This is a genomic window from Phytohabitans flavus, from assembly GCF_011764545.1.
Classification (GTDB): Bacteria; Actinomycetota; Actinomycetes; order Mycobacteriales; family Micromonosporaceae; genus Phytohabitans; species Phytohabitans flavus.
The window spans coordinates 584,105-607,290 of record NZ_AP022870.1 but is presented as its reverse complement, the minus strand read 5'-3'; the positions used below and the strand labels follow the sequence as shown (position 1 = coordinate 607,290).

24 protein-coding genes, 2 pseudogenes and 2 riboswitches are annotated in these 23,186 nt (G+C 73.5%); of the genes and pseudogenes, 13 read left to right on the top strand and 13 right to left on the bottom strand.

Annotated elements, in window-relative coordinates:
* Positions 1 to 53: 53 nt before the first annotated feature.
* The 7 genes and pseudogenes from Pflav_RS02680 (at position 54) to Pflav_RS43085 (ending at position 5,162) form a co-directional block, all read left to right on the top strand.
* On the top strand, positions 54 to 557 hold the full coding sequence (locus tag Pflav_RS02680) for a hypothetical protein (RefSeq protein ID WP_173033480.1): 504 nt from the start codon (positions 54 to 56) through the stop codon (positions 555 to 557).
* A 2-nt stretch (positions 558 to 559) separates the two neighbouring features.
* Positions 560 to 942, top strand: a pseudogene (locus Pflav_RS02675) (PPOX class F420-dependent oxidoreductase).
* Positions 935 to 2,140, top strand: a complete 1,206-nt coding sequence (gene cbiE, locus Pflav_RS02670; RefSeq protein WP_173033478.1) for a precorrin-6y C5,15-methyltransferase (decarboxylating) subunit CbiE — start codon at positions 935 to 937, stop codon at positions 2,138 to 2,140. The pseudogene Pflav_RS02675 and the gene cbiE overlap by 8 nt, the downstream one beginning before the upstream one ends.
* On the top strand, positions 2,137 to 2,877 hold the full coding sequence (gene cobM / locus Pflav_RS02665) for a precorrin-4 C(11)-methyltransferase (RefSeq protein WP_173033476.1): 741 nt from the start codon (positions 2,137 to 2,139) through the stop codon (positions 2,875 to 2,877). The genes cbiE and cobM overlap by 4 nt, the downstream gene beginning before the upstream one ends.
* A 215-nt stretch (positions 2,878 to 3,092) precedes the next feature.
* A complete protein-coding gene (locus Pflav_RS42775; RefSeq protein WP_232070947.1) occupies positions 3,093 to 3,713 on the top strand; it encodes a G5 domain-containing protein in 621 nt (206 codons plus the stop codon).
* Positions 3,714 to 3,767: 54 nt separating this feature from the next.
* Positions 3,768 to 4,133 carry a VOC family protein gene (locus Pflav_RS02655; protein ID WP_173033474.1) on the top strand — a complete coding sequence of 122 codons (366 nt, stop codon included), beginning with the start codon at positions 3,768 to 3,770 and terminating at the stop codon, positions 4,131 to 4,133.
* 66 nt (positions 4,134 to 4,199) lie between these two features.
* Positions 4,200 to 5,162, top strand: coding sequence for a cobalt-precorrin-6A reductase (locus Pflav_RS43085; RefSeq protein ID WP_232070946.1), 963 nt, complete (start codon positions 4,200 to 4,202; stop codon positions 5,160 to 5,162).
* On the opposite strand, the pseudogene Pflav_RS02645 reads toward Pflav_RS43085, so the two are convergent.
* From Pflav_RS02645 to cobG, 3 genes and pseudogenes are all read right to left on the bottom strand, one after another.
* Positions 5,072 to 6,402: pseudogene (locus Pflav_RS02645) on the bottom strand (precorrin-2 C(20)-methyltransferase); the annotation flags it as partial. The gene Pflav_RS43085 and the pseudogene Pflav_RS02645 overlap by 91 nt on opposite strands.
* On the bottom strand, positions 6,402 to 7,031 hold the full coding sequence (locus tag Pflav_RS02640) for a precorrin-8X methylmutase (protein ID WP_173033470.1): 630 nt from the start codon (positions 7,029 to 7,031) through the stop codon (positions 6,402 to 6,404). The pseudogene Pflav_RS02645 and the gene Pflav_RS02640, both read right to left, overlap by 1 nt.
* The gene (gene cobG, locus Pflav_RS02635; protein ID WP_232070945.1) at positions 7,028 to 8,137 is read right to left on the bottom strand and encodes a precorrin-3B synthase; all 1,110 of its coding nucleotides are present in this window, start codon (positions 8,135 to 8,137) and stop codon (positions 7,028 to 7,030) included. Before cobG ends, Pflav_RS02640 begins: the two co-directional genes overlap by 4 nt.
* Positions 8,138 to 8,146: 9 nt before the next feature.
* A riboswitch (cobalamin riboswitch) is annotated at positions 8,147 to 8,271 on the top strand.
* Between the two features lie 44 nt (positions 8,272 to 8,315).
* Here cobG and Pflav_RS02630 point away from each other — a divergent pair.
* Positions 8,316 to 11,834 (top strand): cobaltochelatase subunit CobN, encoded by a 3,519-nt coding sequence (locus Pflav_RS02630; RefSeq protein WP_173033466.1) that lies wholly within the window; start codon positions 8,316 to 8,318, stop codon positions 11,832 to 11,834.
* Here the strand turns inward: Pflav_RS02630 and Pflav_RS02625 are convergent.
* From Pflav_RS02625 to Pflav_RS02610, 4 genes are all read right to left on the bottom strand, one after another.
* Positions 11,831 to 12,010, bottom strand: coding sequence for a hypothetical protein (locus Pflav_RS02625; protein WP_173033464.1), 180 nt, complete (start codon positions 12,008 to 12,010; stop codon positions 11,831 to 11,833). The two genes, Pflav_RS02630 and Pflav_RS02625, sit on opposite strands and share 4 nt — an antisense overlap.
* Before the next feature lie 99 nt (positions 12,011 to 12,109).
* Positions 12,110 to 13,468, bottom strand: a complete 1,359-nt coding sequence (locus Pflav_RS02620; RefSeq protein ID WP_173033462.1) for a cobyrinate a,c-diamide synthase — start codon at positions 13,466 to 13,468, stop codon at positions 12,110 to 12,112.
* A gap of 10 nt (positions 13,469 to 13,478) precedes the next feature.
* Positions 13,479 to 14,081, bottom strand: coding sequence for a cob(I)yrinic acid a,c-diamide adenosyltransferase (cobO, locus tag Pflav_RS02615; RefSeq protein WP_173033460.1), 603 nt, complete (start codon positions 14,079 to 14,081; stop codon positions 13,479 to 13,481).
* The gene (locus Pflav_RS02610) at positions 14,081 to 15,949 is read right to left on the bottom strand and encodes a VWA domain-containing protein (protein ID WP_173033458.1); all 1,869 of its coding nucleotides are present in this window, start codon (positions 15,947 to 15,949) and stop codon (positions 14,081 to 14,083) included. The genes cobO and Pflav_RS02610 overlap by 1 nt, the downstream gene beginning before the upstream one ends.
* 51 nt (positions 15,950 to 16,000) lie before the next feature.
* Positions 16,001 to 16,173: riboswitch (cobalamin riboswitch) on the top strand.
* A 34-nt stretch (positions 16,174 to 16,207) separates the two neighbouring features.
* On the opposite strand from Pflav_RS02610, the gene Pflav_RS02605 reads away from it, so the two are divergent.
* On the top strand, positions 16,208 to 16,396 hold the full coding sequence (locus Pflav_RS02605; RefSeq protein WP_173033456.1) for a CbtB domain-containing protein: 189 nt from the start codon (positions 16,208 to 16,210) through the stop codon (positions 16,394 to 16,396).
* Between the two features lie 4 nt (positions 16,397 to 16,400).
* Positions 16,401 to 17,132, top strand: coding sequence for a CbtA family protein (locus Pflav_RS02600; protein ID WP_173033454.1), 732 nt, complete (start codon positions 16,401 to 16,403; stop codon positions 17,130 to 17,132).
* Between the two features lie 31 nt (positions 17,133 to 17,163).
* Here the strand turns inward: Pflav_RS02600 and Pflav_RS02595 are convergent, their stop codons facing one another.
* Positions 17,164 to 17,511 carry an MmcQ/YjbR family DNA-binding protein gene (locus tag Pflav_RS02595; RefSeq protein WP_173033452.1) on the bottom strand — a complete coding sequence of 116 codons (348 nt, stop codon included), beginning with the start codon at positions 17,509 to 17,511 and terminating at the stop codon, positions 17,164 to 17,166.
* Positions 17,512 to 17,589: 78 nt separating this feature from the next.
* Here Pflav_RS02595 and Pflav_RS02590 point away from each other — a divergent pair, with 78 nt between their 5' ends.
* The 3 genes from Pflav_RS02590 to Pflav_RS02580 are packed head-to-tail and all read left to right on the top strand — an operon-like array spanning position 17,590 to position 18,784.
* Positions 17,590 to 17,997 carry a hypothetical protein gene (locus tag Pflav_RS02590; protein ID WP_173033450.1) on the top strand — a complete coding sequence of 136 codons (408 nt, stop codon included), beginning with the start codon at positions 17,590 to 17,592 and terminating at the stop codon, positions 17,995 to 17,997.
* Between the two features lie 4 nt (positions 17,998 to 18,001).
* Entirely contained in the window at positions 18,002 to 18,346 is a 345-nt protein-coding gene (locus tag Pflav_RS02585) for an MmcQ/YjbR family DNA-binding protein (RefSeq protein WP_173033448.1), read from the top strand.
* 36 nt (positions 18,347 to 18,382) lie between these two features.
* Positions 18,383 to 18,784 carry a DUF3224 domain-containing protein gene (locus Pflav_RS02580; protein WP_173033446.1) on the top strand — a complete coding sequence of 134 codons (402 nt, stop codon included), beginning with the start codon at positions 18,383 to 18,385 and terminating at the stop codon, positions 18,782 to 18,784.
* Here Pflav_RS02580 and Pflav_RS43080 read toward each other — a convergent pair.
* From Pflav_RS43080 to Pflav_RS02560, 5 genes are all read right to left on the bottom strand, one after another.
* Positions 18,781 to 19,095: an SRPBCC family protein gene (locus Pflav_RS43080; RefSeq protein ID WP_197937852.1), complete on the bottom strand. Its 315-nt coding sequence runs from the start codon at positions 19,093 to 19,095 to the stop codon at positions 18,781 to 18,783. The genes Pflav_RS02580 and Pflav_RS43080 overlap by 4 nt on opposite strands.
* The gene (locus Pflav_RS43075) at positions 19,080 to 19,415 is read right to left on the bottom strand and encodes an SRPBCC domain-containing protein (protein ID WP_197937850.1); all 336 of its coding nucleotides are present in this window, start codon (positions 19,413 to 19,415) and stop codon (positions 19,080 to 19,082) included. Before Pflav_RS43075 ends, Pflav_RS43080 begins: the two co-directional genes overlap by 16 nt.
* 53 nt (positions 19,416 to 19,468) lie before the next feature.
* On the bottom strand, positions 19,469 to 20,302 hold the full coding sequence (locus Pflav_RS02570; RefSeq protein ID WP_197937848.1) for a vWA domain-containing protein: 834 nt from the start codon (positions 20,300 to 20,302) through the stop codon (positions 19,469 to 19,471).
* A 253-nt stretch (positions 20,303 to 20,555) separates the two neighbouring features.
* Positions 20,556 to 21,437, bottom strand: coding sequence for an AAA family ATPase (locus Pflav_RS02565; RefSeq protein WP_232070944.1), 882 nt, complete (start codon positions 21,435 to 21,437; stop codon positions 20,556 to 20,558).
* 78 nt (positions 21,438 to 21,515) lie between these two features.
* A complete protein-coding gene (locus Pflav_RS02560; protein ID WP_173033444.1) occupies positions 21,516 to 23,060 on the bottom strand; it encodes an LPXTG cell wall anchor domain-containing protein in 1,545 nt (514 codons plus the stop codon).
* Between the last annotated feature and the right edge of the window lie 126 nt (positions 23,061 to 23,186).

Here is a 23,186-nt window from a genome sequence, read left to right as displayed (position 1 = left end):
AGGTCCCGGCGCTCCTTCGAAGCCGCCGGTCCAACAGAAGGAAGGCTTCCCCCGTGACCGAACAACCGGTGTACTCGACCTTCGGCTTCTCCGACCAGGAGTGGGGCCTGCTCAGCGGCCTGCCGCTCGCGGTACTCACCGCCGCCAGCGCGGCCGAGTCGGACGGCACCCGCCGCACGCTCGCCGAGGGCGCGGCCGGGCTGGAGGCCGCCGCCGCCGGACGTGAGAGCGCGAGCCCGCTGGTCGCCGCGGTCGCGCAGGAGGTCGTGTCGCGGGCCGGCGACCCGGAGACCGGCGAGGAGCTGCCGCCGATCCACCCGGGCGACCCGGATGCGTACATCGCGGACGTGCTCGGCCGGGCCGGCGAGGCGGCCGCACTGCTGCGCGGCAAGGTCGACGAGGGCGAGGCCGGCGCGTACTCGCACTGGCTGGTCGGCATCGCCGAGCACGTGGTCACCGCGGCACCCTCGGGCGGGATTCTCGGCATCGGCGGCGACGTCGTCACCGAGCCCGAGCGCCGCTTCCGCGACGCGCTCGCCAAGGTCTTCAACGACTGACGATGGGGATGGAGTTGGCGGGTGAGTCGTTCCTGACGTTCTGGCGCGAGCGGCATCTCTGCACGCTCACCACGCTGCGTCCGGACGGCTCGCCGCACGTCACCCCGGTCGGCGTGACCCTCGACCCGGCGGCCGGCATCGCCCGGGTGATCACCTCGCGCGACTCCCGCAAGGCCCGCAACGCCGCCGCCACAGGCCGTGTGGCGGTCTGCCAGATCGACGGCCGCCGCTGGTCCACTCTGGAGGGCCGCGCGGTGGTCCGCGACGACCCGGCCGCCGTCGCCGAGGCCGAACGCCGCTACGCCGAGCGCTACCGCGTCCCCGCGCCAACCCCAGCCGCGTCGTCATCGAGATCACCGTGACCCGGGTGCTCGGCAATGCCTGACGTGCACGTGGTCGGCATCGGCGCCGACGGCTGGGCCGGCCTGTCCGAAAATGCCCAGGCCGCGGTCCACGCCGCGGAGGTGCTCTTCGGCAGCCGCCGCCAGCTCTCGCTGGTCCCGGCTTCGTTCGCGGGCGAGCGCCTCCCGTGGCCTTCGCCGCTGATGCCTGCCCTCCCCGGCCTGCTCGACGCGCACCGGGGCCGGCGGGTGTGCGTCCTGGCCAGCGGCGATCCCATGCACCACGGCATCGGCGCCGCCATCCTGCGCATCCTCGGCCCCGACCGGGTCACCGTGCTCCCGGCCGCCTCCTCGATGTCGCTCGCCTGTGCCCGCCTCGGCTGGGCCATGGAGGAGGTCGAGGTGGTCGGCCTGGTCGGCCGCCCGGTCGAGCTGCTACACCCCTACATCACCCCGGGCCGCCGCCTGCTGATCCTGGGGGCGGGCGCGGCCACCGTCGCGGGCATCCTTTCCAGCCGGGGGTACGGGGACAGTCAGTTGACCGTTCTCGAACAGTTGGGTGGCCCCGGCGAGCGGATCGTGAGCGGCTCCGCCGCGTCCCCGTGGCCCGCAGCCGACCCACTGACGATCGTGGCCGTGGAGTGCGCCGGTACCTCGGTGCTGCCCGCGGTCCCCGGCCTGCCCGACGACGCGTACCTCCACGATGGACAGCTGACCAAGCGCGAGGTACGCGCCATCACGCTCGCCCGCCTCGCCCCGGCACCCGGGCAGCTGCTGTGGGACGTCGGCGCCGGCGCGGGCAGCATCGCCATCGAGTGGATGCGCACCCACCGCTCCTGCCGCGCGGTCGCCGTCGAGTCCGACCCGGCCCGCGCCGCCCGCATCCGCGCCAACTGCCTCGCGCTCGGCGTACCCGACCTGATCACCGTGGAAGGCCGGGCGCCCGCCGCGCTGGCCGGCCTCCCCGAGCCGGAAGCCATCTTCGTCGGCGGCGGCGTGACCGAGCCCGGCCTGGTGGAAGCCTGCTGGGCCGCCCTCTCCCCCGGCGGCCGCCTGGTCGCCAACGCGGTGACGCTGGAGTCCGAGGCAGTGCTGGCCGGCTGGCACGCCAAGGTGGGCGGCGACCTGACCCGCGTCGAGGTGAGCCGCGCCGGCGCGGTGGGCGGCTTCACCGCGTGGCGCCCGGCGCTGCCGGTGGTCCAGTGGTCGGTGGTCCGGCCGTTCCCAGGGGCAGCCCTGTGACCGTGCATTTCATCGGCGCGGGCCCCGGCGCCGCGGACCTGATCACCGTCCGCGGACGTGACCTGATAGCGGCGAGCCCGGTCTGCCTGTACGCGGGAAGCCTCGTCCCCGCCGCCCTGCTGGACGCCTGCCCACCCGGTGCCCGCAAGGTCGACACCGCCAGCCTCACGCTCGACGAGATCGTCGCCGAGCTGGTCGCCGCGCACGAGGCCGGCCACGACGTCGCCCGCCTTCACTCCGGCGACCCGTCCATCTTCAGCGCGATGGCCGAGCAGATGCGCCGCCTGGACGCGGCCGGCGTCCCGTACGACGTCACCCCCGGCGTCCCCGCCTTCGCCGCGGCCGCCGCCTCGCTGGGCCGCGAGCTCACCGTCCCCGGCGTCGGCCAGACCCTGATCCTCACCCGCGTGACCGGCCAGGCCACCCCGATGCCCGCCGGCGAGGACCTGGCCACGCTGGCCGCGAGCCGCGCGGTGCTGGTGCTGCACCTGGCCGTACAGCGCATCGACGACGTGGCGGCCGCCCTCACCCCGTTCTACGGCGCCGACTGCCCGGCCGCGGTGGTCGCCTACGCCTCCCGCGATGACGAGGTCGTCCTCCGCGGCACCCTGGCCACCATCGCCACCCAGGTAGCCGAGGCCGCCGTCAAGCGCACGGCCGTCATCGTGGTCGGCCGCACCCTGACGGCCACCGAGTTCCCCGACAGCCACCTCTACTCCGCCGCCCGCACCCGCTGACCCGCCCAGGTACGGACCTGGGCGGAATCGGTGGGCTGTCTGGGCTCCGGTGGTCCTTGATCGGCGGATGCCAAGACGGCGAGGGAGCCACACCGGAGGAACATTCGCGGTGGGAGCGTGGCCAAAGGCGCGCCTTGACCAGATCAACGACCGACGGTGATCAACGCCGAACCGGCTGTACCGTACGGGCCCTCACATCTATGGAGGGTCGGAACATGAGGGTGCGAAAGGTACTGCTCCGCGTCGCCGTGGCCATCAGTGTCGCGGGCATGTTGGTCGCATGCGCCTCGGCCGAGCCGGAACGATCACCGGACACCGCCGACGTCGCCGCCGAGTCGTTGGCCACGCCGGCCGAGACGGAGGCGGCCGACGTCGAGGCGACGCCGAGTGCCGAACCGACGCCCACGCCGTCGCCGACGCCGGCCGTGGAGGTCAAGACGGTGACCGCCACGCAGAAGATCCCGTTCAAGCGGACCACCGTCAAGGACTCCACCCTCGCCGAGGGCACGCGGAAGGTGCGGACCAAGGGCGTCGCCGGCGTGAAGACGCTGACCTACGAGGTGACGTACACCGGCGGGAAGGAGACGGGGCGCAAGCTGCTGAGCCAGGCCGTCACGAAGCAGCCGGTGACCGAGGTGACCGCCGTCGGGACGAAGAAGAGCGCGCCGACCCGGCAATGCGACCCCAACTACAGCGGGTGCGTACCGATCGCCAGCGACGTGGACTGCGCCGGTGGCAGCGGCAACGGGCCGGCGTACGTCAGCGGGCCCGTCCGGGTGATCGGCAGCGACATCTACGACCTGGACCGGGACGGCGACGGCACCGCCTGTGACTAAACCGTCGAAGATCCTGACAGGAGATGTCACCCACCCACGGGCAGGGTGGCAGGCATGACAGGAATAGCTAACCTCATCATGGTCAACATCGACAGCCCCGACCCCGCCGCCCTCGCGGAGTTCTACCGCAGGGTGTTGGGCTGGGAGATTACGCACAGCGAGGCCGAGTACGCGATGATCAGCGACGGGACGGCGTCGGTCGGGTTCGGGCGGGTCGACGACTACCAGGCGCCGGCCTGGCCGAACCCGGGTGGCACCAAGCAGTTCCACTTCGACCTTCGCGTGGAGGACCTCGACAAGGCCGAGGAGCTGTGCCTCTCCGCCGGCGCCACCAAGCCGGAGTTCCAGCCCGGCGGCGACCGGTGGCGGGTGCTCATCGATCCGGCCGGCCACCCGTTCTGCATCTGCCTACCGCGCTAGGCGGCGGTCCACCGCCTAGCCCCACCCTCGGTGACGGCGGCTGACCAGGGTCGGGAGACTTGAGCCGTGCGAACACTGCTCATCCTCGGTGGCACGGGCGAGGCCCGCGCGCTGGCGGCCCACGCGGCCGGCTGGCACGTGGTGACCTCGCTCGCCGGCCGGGTACGTGACCCGCGCCTCCCCGAGGGTGAGGTGCGGGTCGGCGGCTTCGGCGGGCCGGAAGGGCTCGCGGCGTGGCTGGTACGCGAGCGGGTCCGCGCGGTTGTCGACGCCACGCACCCGTTCGCAAGCCGGATCAGCGCCTCGGCCGTGGCCGCCGCGCGCGCCACCGGCGTACCGCTGCTCGCCCTGCACCGCCCCGGCTGGACCGAAGAGCCCGGCGACGACTGGCGGCGGGTGCCGAGCGTCGAGGCGGCCGCCGAGGTACTTACCACGCTGGGCGGGCGCGTCATGCTCACCACGGGACGGCAGAGCCTCGCCGCCTTCGCCGGTCTCGATCTCTTCTTCCTCGTACGCACCGTCGACCCGCCGTCGTCCCCGCTCCCGGCCAGCCATCACCTGATCCTGGACCGGGGGCCGTACACGGTGGACGGCGAGCTGGCGCTCATGCGGGAGCACGCGATCGACACCCTCGTCACAAAGGACAGTGGCGGCACCATGACGGCCGCCAAGCTCGTCGCGGCCCGCCAGCGGGGCATCCCGGTCGTCATGGTCGACCGGCCGCCGATGCCCGAGGGCGTCCGGGCGGCGTCCACCGTGGACGAAGCGGTCGGCTGGCTCAGGGGTATCGCCGAGGGTGAACACGGCTCCCCCGCTCCCTGCCGCGTCGTCGAGGAGCCGACGATCAGCAGGCACCGCATGTCCACAGTGGACGGATCGAGGTCGGCGAGGCGCACCACCCGTACCTCCTCCGCTGGCCCGCCTACGTCCCGCCCGACGACCACCGGCGTGTCCGGCGCCCGGTGTTCGAGAAGCAGGTCGCGGGCCTTCTCCACCTGCCAGGTCCGGGCGCGCGAGGCCGGGTTGTAGATGGCGATGACCAGGTCGGCGCGGGCGGCGGCGGTGAGCCGCTCGGCGATGACGTCCCACGGCTTGAGCCGGTCCGAAAGGGACAGCACGCAGTAGTCGTGCCCCAGCGGCGCACCGACCCGGCTCGCCACGGCCTGGGCGGCGGTGAGCCCGGGCACCACACGCACCGGCAGGTCCGCGTACCGGGGCTGGGCGGCCACCTCCAGCACCGCGCTCGCCATCGCGAACACACCCGGGTCCCCGAGGAGACGACGGCGACCCGCGAGCCGGCGGCGGCCAGGTCGAGCGCGTACGCGGCCCGCGCCGCCTCCTCGGTGTTGTCGGACGGGTGGCGCCGCTGGCGGGGGTTGGGCGGCACCCGGTCGAGGTACGGCCCGTAGCCCACCAGGTCGTCCGCCTCGGCCAGCACCGCCTGGGCCTCCGGCGTCGTCCACTCCCGCCCGGCCGGGCCGAGCCCCACGACCGCGACCTCGCCATGGCCGTCCTGTCGGGTGGCAGCGACCGAGGGTGGGGGCACGGCGGCCACCCGGCTGGGCAGAACCGCGAGCGCGAAGTAGGGCACCGACTCGGGATCCACTTCGGACAGCGGCACGACGCGCTGGCGGTCGGTGGTGGCGCGCTCGACGTACCACGCCTCGTCCAGCCGGCCCGCCGAGTCGAGCGCCTCGCGCACGGCGCCAAAGGTGCGGCCCAGCTTGAGGACCGCCGCGGGGTCGGCGCCCTCGAGGTGGCGGGCCAGCTCGTCCGGGGGCAGCGTGCCCGGCAGCACGGTGAGCACCTCGTCCCGCTCCACCAGCGGGCGGCCCAGCACCGCCGCGGCACCGCTGACCGAGGTGACGCCGGGTACGACCTCGGTGGTGTACCGGTGCGACAGTCGCTTGTGGATGTGCATGTACGAGCCGTAGAAGAACGGGTCGCCCTCGCACAGCACCACCACGTCCCGGCCGGCGTCGAGGTGGGCGGCCAGGCGTGCGGCGCATTCCGCGTAGAACTCGTCGAGCGCGCCTCGGTAGCCGCCCGGGTGCTCGGTCGTCTCCGTCGTCACCGGGTAGACGAGCGCCTCTTCGATCTGCCCCGCGCGCAGGTACGGCTCGGCGACCGAGCGGGCGATGCTGCGGCCGTGGCGGGCGCTGTGGTACGCGATCACGTCCGCCCGCTCGACAAGCCGGGCGGCCTTGACGGTCACCAGTTCCGGATCGCCCGGCCCGAGCCCCACGCCGTACAGCCGCCCCGCACCCATCACTCCTCCTCGCTGGCGATGGCGTTGATGGCCGCCGCCGTCATCGCGCTGCCGCCGCGGCGGCCGTGCACCACAAGGTGTTCGAGGTCGCTGGCGGCGAGGGCCCGCTTCGACTCGGCCGCGCCGATGAAGCCGACCGGGATGCCGAGCACCGCGGCGGGGCGGCCGGCACCCTCGGCGACAAGCTCCAGCAGGCGGAAGAGGGCGGTCGGCGCGTTGCCCACGGCGACGAGCGCGCCGTCGAGGCGGTCGCGCCACAGCTCCAGCGCGGCGGCGCTGCGGGTGGTGCCGAGCCGCTCGGCGAGCGCGGGCACGCGGGGGTCGCCGAGGGTGCACACCACCTCGTTGTCGGCGGGGAGCCGGCGGCGGGTCACCCCGGCGGCCACCATCCCGGCGTCGCAAAGGATCGGCGCGCCGCCGCGCAGGGCAGCTCGACCGGCCGCGACCGCTCCGGCCGACCAGGCGAGGTCCGTCACGAGGTCGATCATGCCGCACGAGTGGATCATGCGAACGGCCACCCGCGCCACGTCGTCCGGCAGCCCGGACAGGTCGGCCTCCGCGCAGATCGTCGCGAACGACCGCCGGTAGATCTCCGCACCGTCCTTTATGTACTCGGCGTGCTCAGTCATGCTGTTACGTATCCGTCCGCGGTCGCCTCCATCCGCAGGTGCTCGCCGGCCGGGCTGCCGCAGGCGCGCGCGCAGCCGACCCAGTGCACCGGCAGCCCGTGCGACGGGTTTCCGCTGTGGTGTTCGAGCGCGTCGGCCCGTACGTCGGCGTGCGCGCGGGCGCATCCCGGCGCGCCGACACAGGCGGTCACCCCGACCCAGGGTGAGTCGGGATCGGTGGCGAAGCCGGCCTCGTCGAGCCGGGCCAGGAAGCCCTCGTCGGGCAGGTCGGGCAGCACGACCTCGCGCCACGGCGTGAGGATGACGGACGGTGCGTCGCGCAGGAGCCGCGCCTGGTCAGGCGAAAGTCGCCCGAGCGGTACCGCCGCCGCGACCGCGACCCGGCCGTCCACTTGGGGCACCGGGCCGATCGGGCCCCACGAGACGGGTCGCGCGGCCGGCAGCCCGGGAGGCGTCGCGCCGAGCCGCGCGGCGACCCGCGCCACCCCGTCGTCCAGTTCGGACAGTCGCCATTGGACGGTGCGCTCGGCGAGGAACGCGTGCGCGGCCGCCAGCAGCGCCGCCACGGCCTCGTCGGGCGCCACCCGCAGCCCGCTGTCCCGGCCGGCGAGCAGCACGGTACGGCCGCGGAGCCCCACGTCCGCGCCGAGCCCGGCCACGTCGCCCCGCCCGTCGTCGAGCGCGAAGAGGAAGCGGCCCGGCAGGTCGGCGAGCGCCGGGTCGGCGCACAGGGCGGCGTCGAGCGCGGCCACGAGCGGGCGTACGTCGACGACCCCTCGGCCGTCCCGCCCGCTGAGCGGCGAGGCGACGATGTTCCGTACCCGGTCATGGGTGACCGACGGCAGCAGGCCAGCCACCGACAGTCGCTCGGCGAGCGACACCTCCGCGCCGGTCGCCAGACCGCGGACCTGGAGGTTGCCCCGCGAGGTCAGCTCCAGCCCGCCGTCGCCGAACTCGGCCGACGCCTCCGTCACCGTGCGCCACTGCGCCGCCGTCAGGGCGCCGCCGGGCACGCGGATGCGGGCCAGGCCGCCGTCGAGGGCCTGGTGCACCTGGATCGCGCCCGGGCAGGCGTCCGGGCCGGTGCGAGGTAAGGAGTCGGACACCCGCCGGATACTACGGGCAGCTAGGCTGGTCTCCGCAACCCGCGGCGACATGCGGAGGAAGCCCGGTGTGAGTCCGGCGCGGTCCCGCCACTGTTACTGAGCGACAGCTCAGGAGCCAGACACTCCGGTCGCCGCGACCTTCGACCCGGGACGCGGATCCCGAGGGAGGCTGTGGCCCGTGTTCGTGCTCCTGTCGACGTCCGACACCGACCTGTTGAGCGCGCGGGCGAGCGGCGCGCCGTACCGGCTGGCAAACCCGGCGCGCACCGCGGTGGCCGACCTTCCCGACCTCGTCGATGGCGCGGACCTCGTGGTCGTCCGCCTCCTCGGCGGGCGCCGCGCCTGGGAGGAAGGGCTCGACGCCCTGCTCGCCGGTCCTCGGCCGGTCGTGGTGCTCGGCGGCGAGCAGGCCCCCGACGCGGAGCTGATGCGCCTCTCGACGGTGCCGAGCGGGGTGGCCGCGGAGGCCCACGCCTACCTGGCGCACGGCGGACCCGGCAACCTGGCCCAGCTGCACCGGTTCCTGTCGGACACCGTGCTGCTGACCGGGCACGGCTTCGCGCCACCCGAGCCGACCCCCGTGTGGGGTGCCGGCGAGCTGCCGAGCGGCGACGGGCCGGTGGTCGCGGTGCTCTACTACCGGGCGCACCACATGGCCGGCAACACGGCGTTCGTCGAGACGTTGTGCGACGCGATAGCCGGAGCGGGCGGGCGGCCCCTGCCTGTGTACTGCGCGTCGCTGCGCACCCCCGACCGCGACCTGCTGGCCGCGCTCGGGCAGGCTGACGCGCTCGTGGTGACGGTGCTCGCGGCCGGCGGCACGCGCCCGGCCGAGGTGGGCGCGGGCGGCGACGACGAGGCCTGGGACGTGGGCGCGCTCGCCGCGCTCGACGTACCGATCCTGCAAGGGCTCTGCCTCACCAGCAGCCGCGAGGCGTGGGCCACCGGCGACGACGGACTGTCCCCATTGGACGCCGCGACGCAGGTCGCGATCCCGGAGTTCGACGGGCGCATCATCACGGTCCCGTTCTCCTTCAAGGAGATCGACCCGGACGGCCTCACCGTGTACGTGGCCGACCCCGAGCGCGCCGCCCGGGTCGCCGGTATCGCGGTCGCGCACGCCCGCCTCCGCCACGTGCCGGCGGCGGAGAAGCGGGTGGCGCTGATGCTGTCCGCGTACCCCACAAAGCACTCCCGCATCGGCAACGCGGTCGGCCTCGACACCCCGGCGAGCACCGTGCGCCTGCTGGACGCGCTGCGCGAGCGCGGGTACGAGGTGGGGGACCTACCGGACGACGGCGACGCGCTCATGCACGCGCTCATCGCGGCCGGCGGGCAGGATCCCGACTGGCTCACCGAGGAGCAGATCGAGGGCAATCCGGTACGCATCCCGGCGGCCGACTACCTCGCGTACTACGGCACGCTCCCGGCGCAGCTGCGCGAGGAGATCGAGCGGCACTGGGGTCCGCCGCCGGGCGAGCTCTACGTCGACTCGGACGGCGCCATCGTGCTCGCCGCCCTGCGCGCCGCCAACGTGGTCGTGATGGTCCAGCCGCCGCGCGGTTTCGGCGCCAACCCCATTGCCATCTACCACGACCCGGACCTCCCGCCCAGCCACCACTACCTGGCCGCGTACCGGTGGGTGGCGGGCACGTTCGGCGCGCACGCGATCGTCCACATCGGAAAGCACGGCAACCTGGAGTGGCTGCCCGGCAAGACGGTGGGCATGTCGGCGGCGTGCGGGCCGGACGCGGCGCTCGGCGACCTGCCGCTGGTGTACCCGTTCCTGGTCAACGACCCCGGCGAGGGCACGCAGGCCAAGCGGCGGGCGCACGCCACGCTGATCGACCACCTGGTACCGCCGATGGCGCGCGCCGAGACGTACGGCGACATCGCCCGCCTGGAGCAGCTGCTGGACGAGCACGCCACCATCGCCGCGCTCGACCCGGCCAAGCTGCCGGCGATCCGGGCGCAGATCTGGACGCTCGTCCAGGCCGCCCGGCTCGACCACGACCTGGGGGTGGACGACCGGCCGCACGACGCCGAGTTCGACGACTTCCTGCTGCACGTCGACGGGTGGCTGTGCGAGGTCAAGGACGCGCAGATCCGCGACGGCCTGCACGTGCTCGGCGTACCCCCGACGGGTGAGGCCCGGGTCAACCTGGTGCTCGCCATGCTGCGCGCGCGGCAGATGTGGGGCGGCCGGGTGGCGGCGCTGCCCGGCCTGCGCGAAGCGCTGGGCCTGACCCCGGACGCCCCGCTCGCCGAGGTCGACAGGGTGGAGGAGGCGGCCCGCGCGCTCGTCAGCGAGATGGAGGCCGCGGGCTGGGATCCGGCCGCCGTCCCGGACGGCCCCGCCGCCGAGGTGCTGCGCTTCGCCGCCACCGAGATCGTGCCCCGCCTGGCGCGGACCACCGACGAGCTGACCAACGTGCTCCGCGCGCTGGACGGCCGGTACATCCCGGCCGGGCCGAGCGGCTCGCCCCTGCGCGGCCTCGTCAACGTGCTGCCGACCGGCCGCAACTTCTACTCCGTCGACCCGAAGGCGGTGCCGAGCCGGCTGGCCTGGGAGACCGGGCAGGCGATGGCCGACTCGCTGCTGACCCGGTACCGCGCGGATACCGGCGACTGGCCCCGCTCGGTGGGACTGTCGGTATGGGGTACGAGCGCGATGCGTACGGCCGGCGACGACGTGGCCGAGGTGCTCGCGCTGCTCGGCGTCCGTCCACAGTGGGACGAGGCGTCCCGCCGGGTGAACGGCCTGGCGCCGATCCCGCTCGCCGAGCTCGGCCGGCCCCGGATCGACGTGACGGTACGGATCAGCGGGTTCTTCCGCGACGCGTTCCCCCATGTCGTCGTGATGCTCGACGACGCCGTGCGGTTGGTCGCCGCGCTGGACGAGCCCGCTGAGCAGAACTTCGTGCGCGCCCACGTCCAGGAGGACCTGGCGGCGCACGGCGACAAGCGGCGGGCCACCGCGCGGGTGTTCGGCTCCAAGCCCGGTGCGTACGGCGCGGGCCTCCTCCCGCTCATCGACAGCCGAAACTGGCGGGACGACGCCGACCTCGCCGAGGTGTACGCGGCCTGGGGCGGCTTCGCGTACGGACGCGACCTCGACGGCGTGCCGGCCCGCACCGACATGGAGACCGCGTACCGCCGGATCGCCGTCGCCGCGAAGAACGTGGACACCCGCGAGCACGACATCGCCGACTCCGACGACTACTTCCAGTACCACGGCGGGATGATCGCCACCGTGCGCGCGCTCACCGGCACCGCGCCCGCCGCGTACATCGGCGACAGCACCCAGCCCGAGGCCGTGCGGACCCGCAGCCTGCACGAGGAGACCGCGCGCGTGTTCCGCGCCCGCGTGGTCAACCCGCGGTGGCTGGAGGCGATGCGCCGGCACGGGTACAAGGGCGCCTTCGAGCTGGCGGCCACAGTGGACTATCTGTTCGGGTACGACGCGACGGCCGGGGTCGTCGCCGACTGGATGTACGACAAGCTCGGCGAGACCTACGTCCTGGACCCGGAAAACCGCGCCTTCCTCGAACAGTCGAACCCGTGGGCCCTGCACGCGATCGCCGAGCGCCTGCTGGAGGCCGCCGACCGCAAGATGTGGGAGTACCCCGATCCGGCGGTGCTGGAAGGCCTCCGCGAGGCGTACCTGAGCACGGAGGGCGACCTCGAGGGGCGCTAGCCCTCGCTCTCGGTCTCAACGTCCAAGTACTGTGTGCCCGCCTCCAGCGCCGCGCGGGCTAGCTCGTCACACTGGACCGGCGTCAGTGTAAGGCCAAGCTCGTGGGCGCGCCGCGCCACCGCGACCGCACCCACCGAGATGGCGACGTCGGGTAGCGGGTCCGGAAGATCGTTCACGAAGTTGTCCTCCTCGATAGGCCCTTGTCGCAATATGACCAACGCGAGAAGTCTCCCGCGCGGCACAGGTTGGTACAAGGACCCCAACGATCGCTAGCGTCAGTCGGCGACCCTGGATGCCGCCGCGACGAGGCGGCTCGCGATCTCCGGGCGGCCAGCCCAGTGCAGATGGAGGTACGACGCGTGTACCCCGCCCGCGACGAAGCCCTCCGGCGCGGCGCCGTGCCAGGCCCACGCCGGTGCCGCGCCCGACCGCGGGGTGACGTCGGTGCGGTGGAACTCGTGGCCGGTGACCCGGGCGCCGACCGGCGCGACCGGGCTGTCGGTCAGCGCGACCGCGTCGCGGTAGCCGAGCGTCAGGCGGTCGGTCATCCTGGCGTCGGCGTCGAGCACGCCGCACATCTCGGCGCCGTCCAGGGTGCGGCAGAGCCACAGCAGTCCCGCGCACTCGGCCACGATCGGGGCGCCGCGCGCGGCGAGGGCGGCCACGGCGGCGCGGAGCGGGGCGTTGGCTGCCAGGCGGTCCGCGTACACCTCCGGGAAGCCGCCGCCCACCACGAGGGCCCGCGTGCCGGCCGGCAGTGCCTCGTCGCGCAACGGATCCACAGTGGACACGTCGGCGCCGGCCGCGCGTAGCAGCTCGACCGTCTCGGGGTACCCGAAGCTGAACGCCGGCCCACCCGCGACCGCGACGACCGGACGGCGCGCGTACGGCGGATGCGGTGCGTCCACAACGGACGGTGTCCACGCCTCGGCCGCCAGCGGCGGGGCGGTCCGGGCCAGCGCGAGCACCGCGTCCAGGTCGACGCCGCCGGCCACCAGCGCGGCGAGCGCGGCCACGGACTGCGCCGCTTCCGCCGAACGCTCGACCACCGGCACCAGGCCCAGGTGGCGCGAGGGCGTGGCCACCGCCGGTTGGCGGCGCAGCGCGCCGAGTACCGGCGTGCCGACCTCCTCACACGCGTCGCGCAGCAGCGCCTCGTGCCGGTCCGAGCCGATCCGGTTGAGGATGACGCCGGCCAGCCGCACGCTGCCGAACGACCGGAACCCGTGCACCAGCGCCGCCACCGAACGCCCCTGCGCGGACGCGTCGACCACGAGCACGACCGGCGCGGCGAGCAGTGCGGCCACGTGCGCGGTGGAGCCGAAGTCGCCGGCGCCCACCCGGCCGTCGTACAGGCCCATCACGCCCTCGACCACGGCGAGGTCGGCGCCGGCGCTCCCGTACGCGAAGAGCGGGCCGATCCGCTCCTCGCCCACCAGGACGGGGTCGAGGTTGCGGCCTGGGCGCCCCGCGGCGAGCGCGTGGTAGCCCGGGTCGATGTAGTCCGGCCCCACCTTGAAGCCGGCGACCCGTGTGCCCCGCGCGGCGAACGCGGCCAGCAGCCCGGTCGCGACCGTCGTCTTGCCGTGCCCCGACGCCGGCGCCGCGATCACCAGGCGCGGGATGCCTACCACGCCGAGCCTGTCACCATTCGATGCCCTGCTGCCCCTTGCGTCCCGCGTCCATCGGGTGCTTGACCTTCGTCATGTCCGTGACCAGGTCGGCCGCGCCGACCAGGTCGTCGTGCGCCTCGCGCCCGGTGATGACCACGTGCTGCGAGCCGGGCCGGTCGCGCAGCGTCGCGACGACGTCCGCGACGTCGACCCAACCCCATTTCATCGGGTACGTGAACTCATCGAGCACGTAGAACCGGTAGGCTTCCGCGGCCAGGTCGCGCTTGACCTGCGCCCAGCCCTCGGCGGCCTCCGCGGCGTGGTCGCGCTCGGTGCCGGGGCGCTGGATCCACGACCAGCCCTCACCCATCTTGTGCCAGGTGACCGCGCCGCCCTTGCCGGTCTCACCGAGCGCGCGCAGGGCCGCCTCCTCGCCCACCTTCCACTTCGGACTCTTCACGAACTGGTAGACCACGATGGACCATCCGGCGCTCCACGCGCGCAGCGCCATCCCGAACGCCGCGGTGGACTTGCCCTTCCCCTGTCCGGTGTGGACGGCGAGCACGGGCTGGCGCCGCCGCTCGCGGGTGGTGAGCCCGTCGTCCGGTACCGTCTCCGGCTTGCCCTGCGGCATCAGGCGACCCTTCCCAGAGCGTTGGTGGCGGAGAGCTGGGCGAGCGGCACGCACGGCGCGTCCAGCGCGACCGCCAGCCGCCGGGCGAGTCCCAGCCGCACCGGGCCGCCCTCGCAGTCGACGACCACCGCGGCGGTACCCGACAGCGACGGCACCACGGTCAGCGGGTCGGCGCCCGCCGTGTTGCGGCCGTCGGTGACGAGCACGAGCAGCGGGCGGCGGCGCGGGTCGCGGCGGCGCTCGGTGCGCAGCGTACGGACGGCGGCCTCCAGCCCGGCCGCGAGCGGCGTACGGCCACCGGTGCGGAGCCGGGCCAGCCGCTGGACGCCGACCTCGTGGCTGGAGGTCGGCGGGAGCACCTCGTCCGCCGCCGTACCCCGGAATGTGATCATGCCCACCCGGTCCCGCCGCTGGTACGCGTCGCGCAGCAGCGACAGCACCGCCGCCTTCACCGTGGACATCCGCTGGCGGGCGGCCATCGAGCCGGACGCGTCCACGACGAAGAGCACGAGGTTGGCCTCCCGCCCGACGTGTACCGCCTCGCGCAGGTCGGCCGGGGCGACGGTACGGCTCCCCCGGGCGGCCGCGGCCCGGAGCGTGGCCGGCAGGTGCGGTGCGCCGGCACCCTGCGGCAGGCGGGCACCGACCACCCGACCGCGCCGCGCGTAGGCCAGCGAGCGGCGGCCGGCGTGCGCCCGCTCCCCGGTCTTCGGCAGCGTCAGCACCCGCGGCCGGTACGGCTGACCAGGTGCGGCCGCCGGCTGCTCGGCCGACCCACCGTCCTCATCGGACGGCGCCCCTTCCCCGGAGGGCCCACCGTTCGGTGGTTCAGGATCGGGATCGGGCTCCGGGCTTGGGTCCTCATTGGACAGTGTTTCCTCGAGCCGCTCCTCGTCCGTTCCAGGCGGGTCGAGCGGATCGCGCCGGCGCCGGTGCGGCAGCGCGAGCCGAGCCGCGTCCCGTACGTCCTCCACCGTCACCGCGCCGCGCCCCTGCCACGCGGCGAGGGTCAGCGCTGCCCGCGCCACCACGATGTCGGCGCGCAACCCGTCCACCCCGTACGCCAGGCAGATACGCGCGATCCGGTCGAGCTCCCCGTCCGGCAGCTCCACCGACGCCAACCGCTCCCGCGCCGCCGCGATCCGCTCGGCCAGGGCCGCGTCCTCGGCGGCCCAGCGCGCGGCGAACCCGTCCGGGTCGGCGTCGTACGCCAGGCGCCGCCGCACCACCTCGGCGCGAGGGCCGGGCTCGTCCGGCGACGTCACCGACACGACGAGCCCGAAGCGGTCGACGAGCTGCGGCCTCGGCTCGCCCTCCTCCGGGTTCATCGTGCCGACGAGCAGGAAGCGGGCGGCGTGCTTGACCGACACCCCGTCCCGCTCGACGTGCGCCCGGCCCATCGCCGCCGCGTCGAGCAACAGGTCGACGAGGTGGTCCGGGAGCAGGTTTACCTCGTCCACATAGAGCAGTCCACGATGGGCGGTGGCCAGAAGCCCTGGCTCGTAAGCCTTTACGCCCTCGGCGAGCGCCCGCTGGATGTCGAGCGTACCGACCACGCGGTCCTCGGTCGCGCCGACCGGAAGCTCCACAAGGGACGCTCGGCGGCGCACCACCGGCGCGGCGCCGACGTGCGGGCCGTCCGGACACTCCGGGTCGGGCGCGGCCGGGTCACAGCCGAAGCGGCACCCGCGGACCACGTCCAGCTCGGGCAGGAGGGTGGCGAGCGCGCGCACGACCGTCGATTTGGCGGTGCCCTTCTCACCTCGCACGAGCACCCCGCCGATCGCCGGGTTGACGGCGGTGAGCAGGAGCGCGAGCCGCAGGTCGGCCAGGCCGACGACGGCGGAGAACGGGTAGGCGGCGGGCATGCCGGCCATGCTGACCCAGCCGCGGGTCTGGCGTCAAACACGCGTTCGGAGTTACGCTGCCGAAGCCACGGTGCTCGGGAAGCCGGTGAAATTCCGGCGTGGTCCTCGCCACTGTGACCGGGGAGTGCTCCCCCGCAACGCCACTGGACCGGCGACGGTCTGGGAAGGTCGAGGGAGCGTGTCGATCCGGGAGCCAGGAGACCGGCCGTGGCAGCTGTACCGCATCGCCACGAGGCATGGACGAGAGGAACACCCGATATGGCCGCACCCACCGCCGAGGCGTCCACCGCCACGCGGATTCACGTGCCCGTCGCCGCCTGGCTGATCGTCGCCTTCGCCCTGCTCGCGGTATTCGTGTTGCTACAGCTCAACAGCACGGCGTTCGCCGAGCAGATCCACGAGTTCACGCACGACGGGCGGCACGCGCTCGGCGTTCCCTGCCACTAGCGCCATGACTTCCCTCACCCTCGGCGCCGTGCTGCGCCGGGCGGCTCTCGCTGGGCTATTCGCCGGCGTGGCCGCCTCGATCGTCGCCCTGGCCGTCGTCGAGCCGCAGATCGACAACGCGCTCGTCATCGAAGAGGCCCGATCCGCTGGCAGTACGCACGAAGACCCGGTGTTCGGCCGTTCCACGCAGGTCGTCGGCGGCATGATCGCGGCCATCGCCGTCGCGGTCTGCCTCGCGCTCGTCGTCGGCGTGGTTTTCGCCCGTGTGCGGCACCGGCTGCCGGCCGCCACCGACTTCGGCCGCGCGGCGCTGCTGGCGTTCCTCGGCTTCACGACGCTCGCGTTGCTGCCCGGGCTCAAGTACCCCGCCAACCCGCCCGGCGTCGGCGACCCGGAGACGGTCACCGCGCGTACGGTGCAGTACCTGACGCTCATCGCGGCGGCGGTCGCGATCACCTGGCTCGCGTTCCTCGTGCACGACCGGCTGGCCGCACGCCCGTGGCCGCCGGCCTACCGCGCGGCGATCGGCGTCGCGGTCGCGGCCGTCGGGTACACCGCGCTGCTCATGACCTGGCCGGCCACCCCCGACAGCGTGCCGGCGGACATCCCGGCCGCCCTGCTGTGGGACTTCCGGCTGGCCTCGCTGGCCGAGCTGGCGGCACTGTGGACGGTGTTCGGGCTGAGCTTCGGCCTGCTGCTGACGCCTCGCCGGGTCCCGGTGGCCGTGGCGGCCTGAGCGCCACCAGCTCCAGCGCTCAGGAGCTGGGTCAGCGCAGTGACGCCTCGTACTCGGCGATGACCTTCTTGGGCACGCACATCCGCCACGCGTCGACGACGAGCTCGCGCATCTCGTCCTCGTCGATCTTCGCGAGCCACACCCGCACCCAGTTGTAGCGCTCGTCCGACTTGATCGGCATGAAGAACTTGTCCGGCTCGGCCGCGATCAGCGCGACGCGCTCCTCTTTCGGGTAGCCGAAGCCCATCTCGGTCTCGTCCCGGGAGAGCGCCGCGAACACGATCTGGCCGACCCGGAACTTCACCCGGTCGCGCACGAGCGCCTCGTAGGCCCGCGGGAGGGACAGCGCCACCCGCCGGATGTCATCGGCGGTCACCATCGACCTACCGTACCGCTGCCCCTCGTGTTATGGTCGGCCCGTAACTAGACACTGCCTAGATTGAAGGAAGGCAACACAATGCTGCTGAGCGACGAGAGCCGGTACGTCGCCGGCGTGATGCTGCTGACCATCGTGACGATCGAGTTCGGCGGCTGGTTCATGACCAGGATCGTGCGCGGCCAGGTGCCCATGACCGACTTCCAGAAGGCGTTCGCCCGGGCCGGCCACGCCCACGCCGGGGTGCTCGTCACGCTCGGCCTGATCTGCCAGGTCCTGGCCGACTCGGCCACCCTCACCGGGGTCGCCGACTCGGTCGCGCGGCTCGGCGTGCCGGCGGCCGCGATCCTCATGTCCGGCGGTTTCTTCGCCTCGTCCGCGGGACGCGGCCTCACCCAGCCCAACCGTTTCATCTGGATCCTCTGGCTGGGCGCCGCCGCCCTCGCCGCCGGCACGCTCACGCTCGGCGTCGGCCTTCTCGTAGCCTGATGCGATGACGTGGGATGAGCTGCTGGCGTACTGCCTGGCCAAGCCCGGCGCGTGGCAGGACGAGCCCTGGGAGGGCGACGTCGTGGTGAAGGTCGGCAGCAAGATCTTCGCCTTCCTGGGGTCCGGCGGGCCGGGTGTCGGCGTCAAGTGCGGGCCCAACCGCGAGATGGCCGACGAGTGGCTGGCCCGCTACCCGGAAGACGCGTCAGTCATGCCGTACATCGGGCGCTCGGGGTGGAACTCGCTCCGCACCGGCGGCAAGATCCCCGACGAGGAGCTCCGCGAGGCGATCGACGGCTCCTATGAGGCGGTGGTCAGCAAGCTCCCGAAGCGGGAGCGGCCTACCTGACACAGGTTGTCAGGTAGGTGCGGCATGCTGTCGGCCATGACCGAGTACGCCAAGGGCGCGTTCACCATAGAAGGCTGGGACCAGGAGACCTTCGACGAGGCGGAGGGAGCGGCGCTGTCGCAGGCGAAGGTGACGAAGACGTTCACCGGTGACCTGACCGGCACGAGCAGCACCCGCATCCTGATGTGCCTGACGCAGGTGGAGACCTCCTCCGCATACGTGGGGTTCGAGCGGTTCAGCGGCACTGTCGGCGGGCGGGCCGGCACGTTCGTGCTGCACCACAACGCCACCGCCGACGCCGCAGACGGGCAGGCGCTCTACTGGGCGATCGTGCCCGACTCCGGCACCGGCGACCTGCGCACGATCCGCGGCGCCGGCCAGATCATCGTGGACGGGGCTGGCGGCCACGCGTACACACTGGAGTACAGCTTCGATTAGCGACGCAGGGCCCGGATCACGAGCCAGGTGAGGACCACGGCGCCGGCGCTGATCGCGATCAGCCCGGCGTATCGGGCCGCGGCCGTACCGACCGACAGCTTGAGCATGTCGATCGGCTCGACCTCGGTCTCCGGCTGGGTCTCCGGAGCCGCCGGCTCGTCCTGCACCAGTAGCGCGACCGTCGGCGCGGGCGCCACCAGCTCCGCCGCCAAGCGGTCGGCAAACTGGCTGGTCAGGCGCCCGCCCACGTCCGCGATCACCCCTCGGTCAAGCTGCGCCGGCTTGCCGGTCACCGTCAGGTCCGTCGACACCTCGACCCTCGTCGAGTCACCGTCGGGGCGAGCGTGGCGGTGACCGTCGCGGCGGCGGTGCCGGACCCGCGGGTGTCCTGGCCGGAAACCTCCATCACCATGCGGCGGGCCGCCTCGTCACGCTCGACGAAGCGGCCCTTCCCGGCGTATATGAGCACCATCGGCCCGGCCTTCACCCTGACCGTGCCGGTGAACTCCTGGCCGTCGAAGTCGCTTAGCGTGGCGCCCGGCATGCACGGCGCGACCCGTGGCACGTCCAGCAGCACACTCCACGCCTCCTTCATCGGCACCGGCACGCTGAAGGAGTGGTCGAGCTTCATGCGATACCTCCCGTCTCGGGCGGGAACCTACCCTCAGTCACGCGCCGGAAACATCATGATCGACTGATGACGCGGACGAGGTCCTCGAGCGCGGCGAGGCTGTGCCCGGCGACGAAGTCGTCCAGGTAGGGCAGGGCGGCCGCCATGCCCGCGACGAGCGGCTCGTACCCCGGCTTGCCACGGTGCGGGTTGACCCACACCAGCCGGTGGGCCAGCCGGGAAAGGCGAGCCATCTGGGCGGCGAGCAGCGCCGGGTCACCCCGCTCCCAGCCGTCGCTGAAGAGCACCACCACCGCGCCGCGCGCCGTGCCGCGCTGGCCCCACCGGTCCAGGAAGGCTTTCAGTGAGTCGGCCAGCCGGGTACCGCCGTGCCAGTCCGGGATCGCCTCGCCGGCCGCGCGCAGGGCACCGTCCGGGTCGCGGTGGCGCAACGCCCGGCTCACCCGGGTCAGCCGCGTGCCGAGCGTGAACGCCTCGGTCAGCGTCGGCCGCCTGCGGACCGCGGCGTGCGCGAAGCGCAGAAGCGAGTCCGCGTACGGCGCCATCGAACCGGAGACGTCGAGCAGCAGTACCAGCCGGCGCGGCTTGTCCCGCCGCTCCCGCCGGGCCAGCCGGGCCGGTTCGCCCAGGTGGCGGAGCATCCGCCGGACCGTGCGAGGCGGATCGACCGCACCACCGGCGGCCGGGCGATGGCGGCGGCTCGGGCGGGCGGCGGTGGCCGGGGCGAGCAGGGCCACGAGGCGGCGTACCTCCTCGCGCTCGGCGGTGGAGAGAAGGGCGAGGTCGCGGCGGCGCAGGACCTCGGCGGGGCTGGCCGCGACCGCCAGGTCGTCGTCCCGGGAGCCGGCGGTACCCCCGTCCGGGTGGTGCTGGGCGAAGAGCGCCACCCCCGCCGCCTGGTCGGGACCGGCGCCGGCGGCTTCGCGGGCGCGCGTCCGCCGAAGTAGGCGGCGAACGCCGCGTCGTAGACCGGCAGGTCGTCGGGCTCGCCGCAGAGCGTGAGACGGCCCGCCCAGTACGCGTCCTCGGGCCGGGTGACGTCCAGCGCGTCGACGGCGGCGACCATCGCCTCGACCCGCTCCCCGGTCGCCTGTACGCCCGCGTTGCGCAGGGTGCGGGCGAAGCCGACGAGGATCGAGGTCAGGTCGCCAGCCACGGCTGGGCCGCTTTCACGCGCTCGCCGTCCTCGCGGTACTTGAGCACCGCGCCGAGCGTCGCCGCGGCCAGGTCGGGGTCGAGCTCACGGGCGCCGAGCGCGGCGAGCGCGCTGGTCCAGTCGAGGGCCTCGGCGACACCGGGCGCCTTGATCAGGTCGAGCCGGCGCATCCGCTGCACCGCGCCTGCCACGTCCGCGGCCAGGCGCTCGGTCACCTCGGGAAGCCGCGAGCGGATGATCGCCACCTCCTGGGCGAAGCTGGGATGCTCGACCCAGTGGTACAGGCAGCGGCGCTTGAGGGCGTCGTGCACCTCGCGGGTGCGGTTGCTGGTCAGCACGGTCAGCGGCGGCGTCTTGGCGGCGATCCGGCCAAGCTCGGGGATTGTGATCGCGGCGTCCGCGAGGATCTCCAGCAGGAACGCCTCGAACTCGTCGTCGGCCCGGTCGATCTCGTCGACGAGCAGCACGCACGGGCTCAGCTCGAGCGCCTGGAGCAGCGGGCGGGCGACGAGGAATCGCCGGTCGTAGAGGCTCGCCTCCAGCGCGGCCGTGTCAGGTTTGTCCCCGGCCGCGGCGGCCGCCGCCTCGACGGTACGCAGGTGCAGGATCTGCCGCGGAAAGTCCCAGTCGTAGAGCGCCTGCGCCGCGTCGAGTCCCTCGTAGCACTGCAACCGCACGAAATGCGCCCCGGTCGCCGATGCCAGGGCCTGCGCGAACGCGGTCTTGCCCACCCCCGCGTCGCCCTCCAGGAAGAGCGGGCGGCCCAGCTTGAGCGCCAGGTGACCGGCGATGGCGAGGCCGTCGTCGGCCAGGTAACCCACGCCGGCGAGCGCCTCGGCCAGCGCGGCGGGAGTGGCGGGGATCACCCGATCCACTATGCCACCGCGGCACCCCGCAGCGGCTGCTACCCGACGCGATCGAGCAGCAGCCGCCGCTGAGTTTGATCAGGCTACGAAGCGCATCCGGCGACGCCGGGCGATCACGAACCCGACAGCGCCCGCGACCAGCAGGAGCGCGCCGGCCCCGGCGACGATACCGGTGGAGGTGCCGGTGACGGGGAGCCCGCCACCGCCCCCACCGGTGCCGTTGACCAGGATCTTCGCGACGTCGTTGGACTTGTTGGTGTCCCGGGTGAAGACCCCCGAGCACTCGCACGGCGCGTTCACCGTGAGCGTGCCCGCGGCGTCCGCGATCACTTCGTCGATCCGGAAGGAGAACGGGAACACAAGCCCGTCACCCGGAGCCAGGAAGAAGCCGGGGTTGCACAGGTACTTGCGGGCGCCCGGCTTGCCCGGCTGCTCCCAGTCCGGGTTTTCACCGGCGAACGGGAGGCAGTCGGCGGACACCTTGACGGCCGTCGTACCGGCCGGGACGTCCACGATCACGCGGGTGATCGTCTCGCCGCTACGGCTGCTGTCGAGCGCCGCCGGCCCGTGGTTGACCACGCCGAGCTTGGTCTCGTGGATGCTCCCGGCGGCGCCGTCGAACGCCGTGCCGATCGCCTCCAGGTCCGCCCCGTTTTCGCCGGTGACGGTGACGTCAACGTAGGTCCCGTTGTTCAGCGGGTCCTTGTCCGCCTGCGCCTTGCGCGCCTGGATCCCGCTTTCCTCGGTAAGCGCCAGCGCCGGCCCGTCGCCGGGCTTGCCGATGTCGAACCCATTGGCCTCGATGAACTTGGCGAAGTCCTCGAACTCGGCCGGCGTCATCCAGATGTTCTCAAGCGCCTGGTGGCCCGGCGCGTACGTGTCGGGGCGCAGCCGGGCGGCCACCGACGCGGTGTGCGTGGAACCGGGCGCAAGGTCCTGCTCAAACGTGCAGGTCCTGAGGTAGTCGCCCTCGTACGTGCAGTTGCTGTGGCGGGTGCGGGACTCGATGCCGTAGCCGCCGAAGAACACGGCTGCCACGCCCTCGGCCGCCGTCTCACCCGCGTTGCGCAGCCGCAGCGGCGCGTCGAAGTTCGCGCCCGGCGCGCTGGAGACCTCCGCCGGCTCTTCGTCGGTCGCGAGGTCGACGCCCTCGCCGACCCGGACCCGCGCCTGCGTGCTGACGGGCTCGATTCCGGGCGCGCTGAGTGTGAGCTTGAGGGTGCCCTCGGCGCCCTCGGTCGCGCCCTGGGCGGCGGTGATGACGACGTCGAAGAGCCCGCCGATGCCGAACTCGTCCAACTCGATATCGAACGGGGACTGGCAGACGAAGATCCCCGCGGACTCCTCCGCGCAGTCGCTGCTCACTTCCTCGGAGAGCGTCACCACCCCGGCGAGGTCGGTCGCGTCGAAGCGCATGGTCGGCTTGTCGAGCACCACCGACTCGGAGGCGTAGATCGAGGCGGCCTGGATCTTGCCTGGGCCGTCCGCCGCGACCGTTAGGTCGCCGTAGAAGACACTGATCTCCGCGGCCGCCCGTGCGGCGGCCGGTATGGCGGTGGTCGCGACGAGCGTGGCCGCGACCCCGAGCCCCGCGAACAGACGCAGAGCGCTCCTGGCGTGCATGTGGGGGTAACCCTTCCCCGTGCGGAAAGCTGGACTGGACAAAACCAGCGGAGGATAGGGCAGCCCAGCGGGTGTACGCGACCCCACACCGCGCACGACCTGCTATTAGTCTCAGTTGTCGGAAAC

Excerpts from the sequence above, each read along its gene's own strand:
- cbiE (WP_173033478.1), top strand. The coding sequence starts at position 935 with ATGCCTGACGTGCACGTGGTCGGCATCGGCGCCGACGGCTGGGCCGGC.
- Pflav_RS42775 (WP_232070947.1), top strand. The coding sequence starts at position 3,093 with ATGAGGGTGCGAAAGGTACTGCTCCGCGTCGCCGTGGCCATCAGTGTC.
- Pflav_RS02655 (WP_173033474.1), top strand. The coding sequence starts at position 3,768 with ATGACAGGAATAGCTAACCTCATCATGGTCAACATCGACAGCCCCGAC.
- Pflav_RS02640 (WP_173033470.1), bottom strand. The coding sequence starts at position 7,031 with ATGACTGAGCACGCCGAGTACATAAAGGACGGTGCGGAGATCTACCGG.
- cobO (WP_173033460.1), bottom strand. The coding sequence starts at position 14,081 with ATGCCGCAGGGCAAGCCGGAGACGGTACCGGACGACGGGCTCACCACC.
- Pflav_RS02610 (WP_173033458.1), bottom strand. The coding sequence starts at position 15,949 with ATGCCCGCCGCCTACCCGTTCTCCGCCGTCGTCGGCCTGGCCGACCTG.
- Pflav_RS02605 (WP_173033456.1), top strand. The coding sequence starts at position 16,208 with ATGGCCGCACCCACCGCCGAGGCGTCCACCGCCACGCGGATTCACGTG.
- Pflav_RS02600 (WP_173033454.1), top strand. The coding sequence starts at position 16,401 with ATGACTTCCCTCACCCTCGGCGCCGTGCTGCGCCGGGCGGCTCTCGCT.
- Pflav_RS02595 (WP_173033452.1), bottom strand. The coding sequence starts at position 17,511 with ATGGTGACCGCCGATGACATCCGGCGGGTGGCGCTGTCCCTCCCGCGG.
- Pflav_RS02590 (WP_173033450.1), top strand. The coding sequence starts at position 17,590 with ATGCTGCTGAGCGACGAGAGCCGGTACGTCGCCGGCGTGATGCTGCTG.
- Pflav_RS02585 (WP_173033448.1), top strand. The coding sequence starts at position 18,002 with ATGACGTGGGATGAGCTGCTGGCGTACTGCCTGGCCAAGCCCGGCGCG.
- Pflav_RS02580 (WP_173033446.1), top strand. The coding sequence starts at position 18,383 with ATGACCGAGTACGCCAAGGGCGCGTTCACCATAGAAGGCTGGGACCAG.
- Pflav_RS43075 (WP_197937850.1), bottom strand. The coding sequence starts at position 19,415 with ATGAAGCTCGACCACTCCTTCAGCGTGCCGGTGCCGATGAAGGAGGCG.
- Pflav_RS02560 (WP_173033444.1), bottom strand. The coding sequence starts at position 23,060 with ATGCACGCCAGGAGCGCTCTGCGTCTGTTCGCGGGGCTCGGGGTCGCG.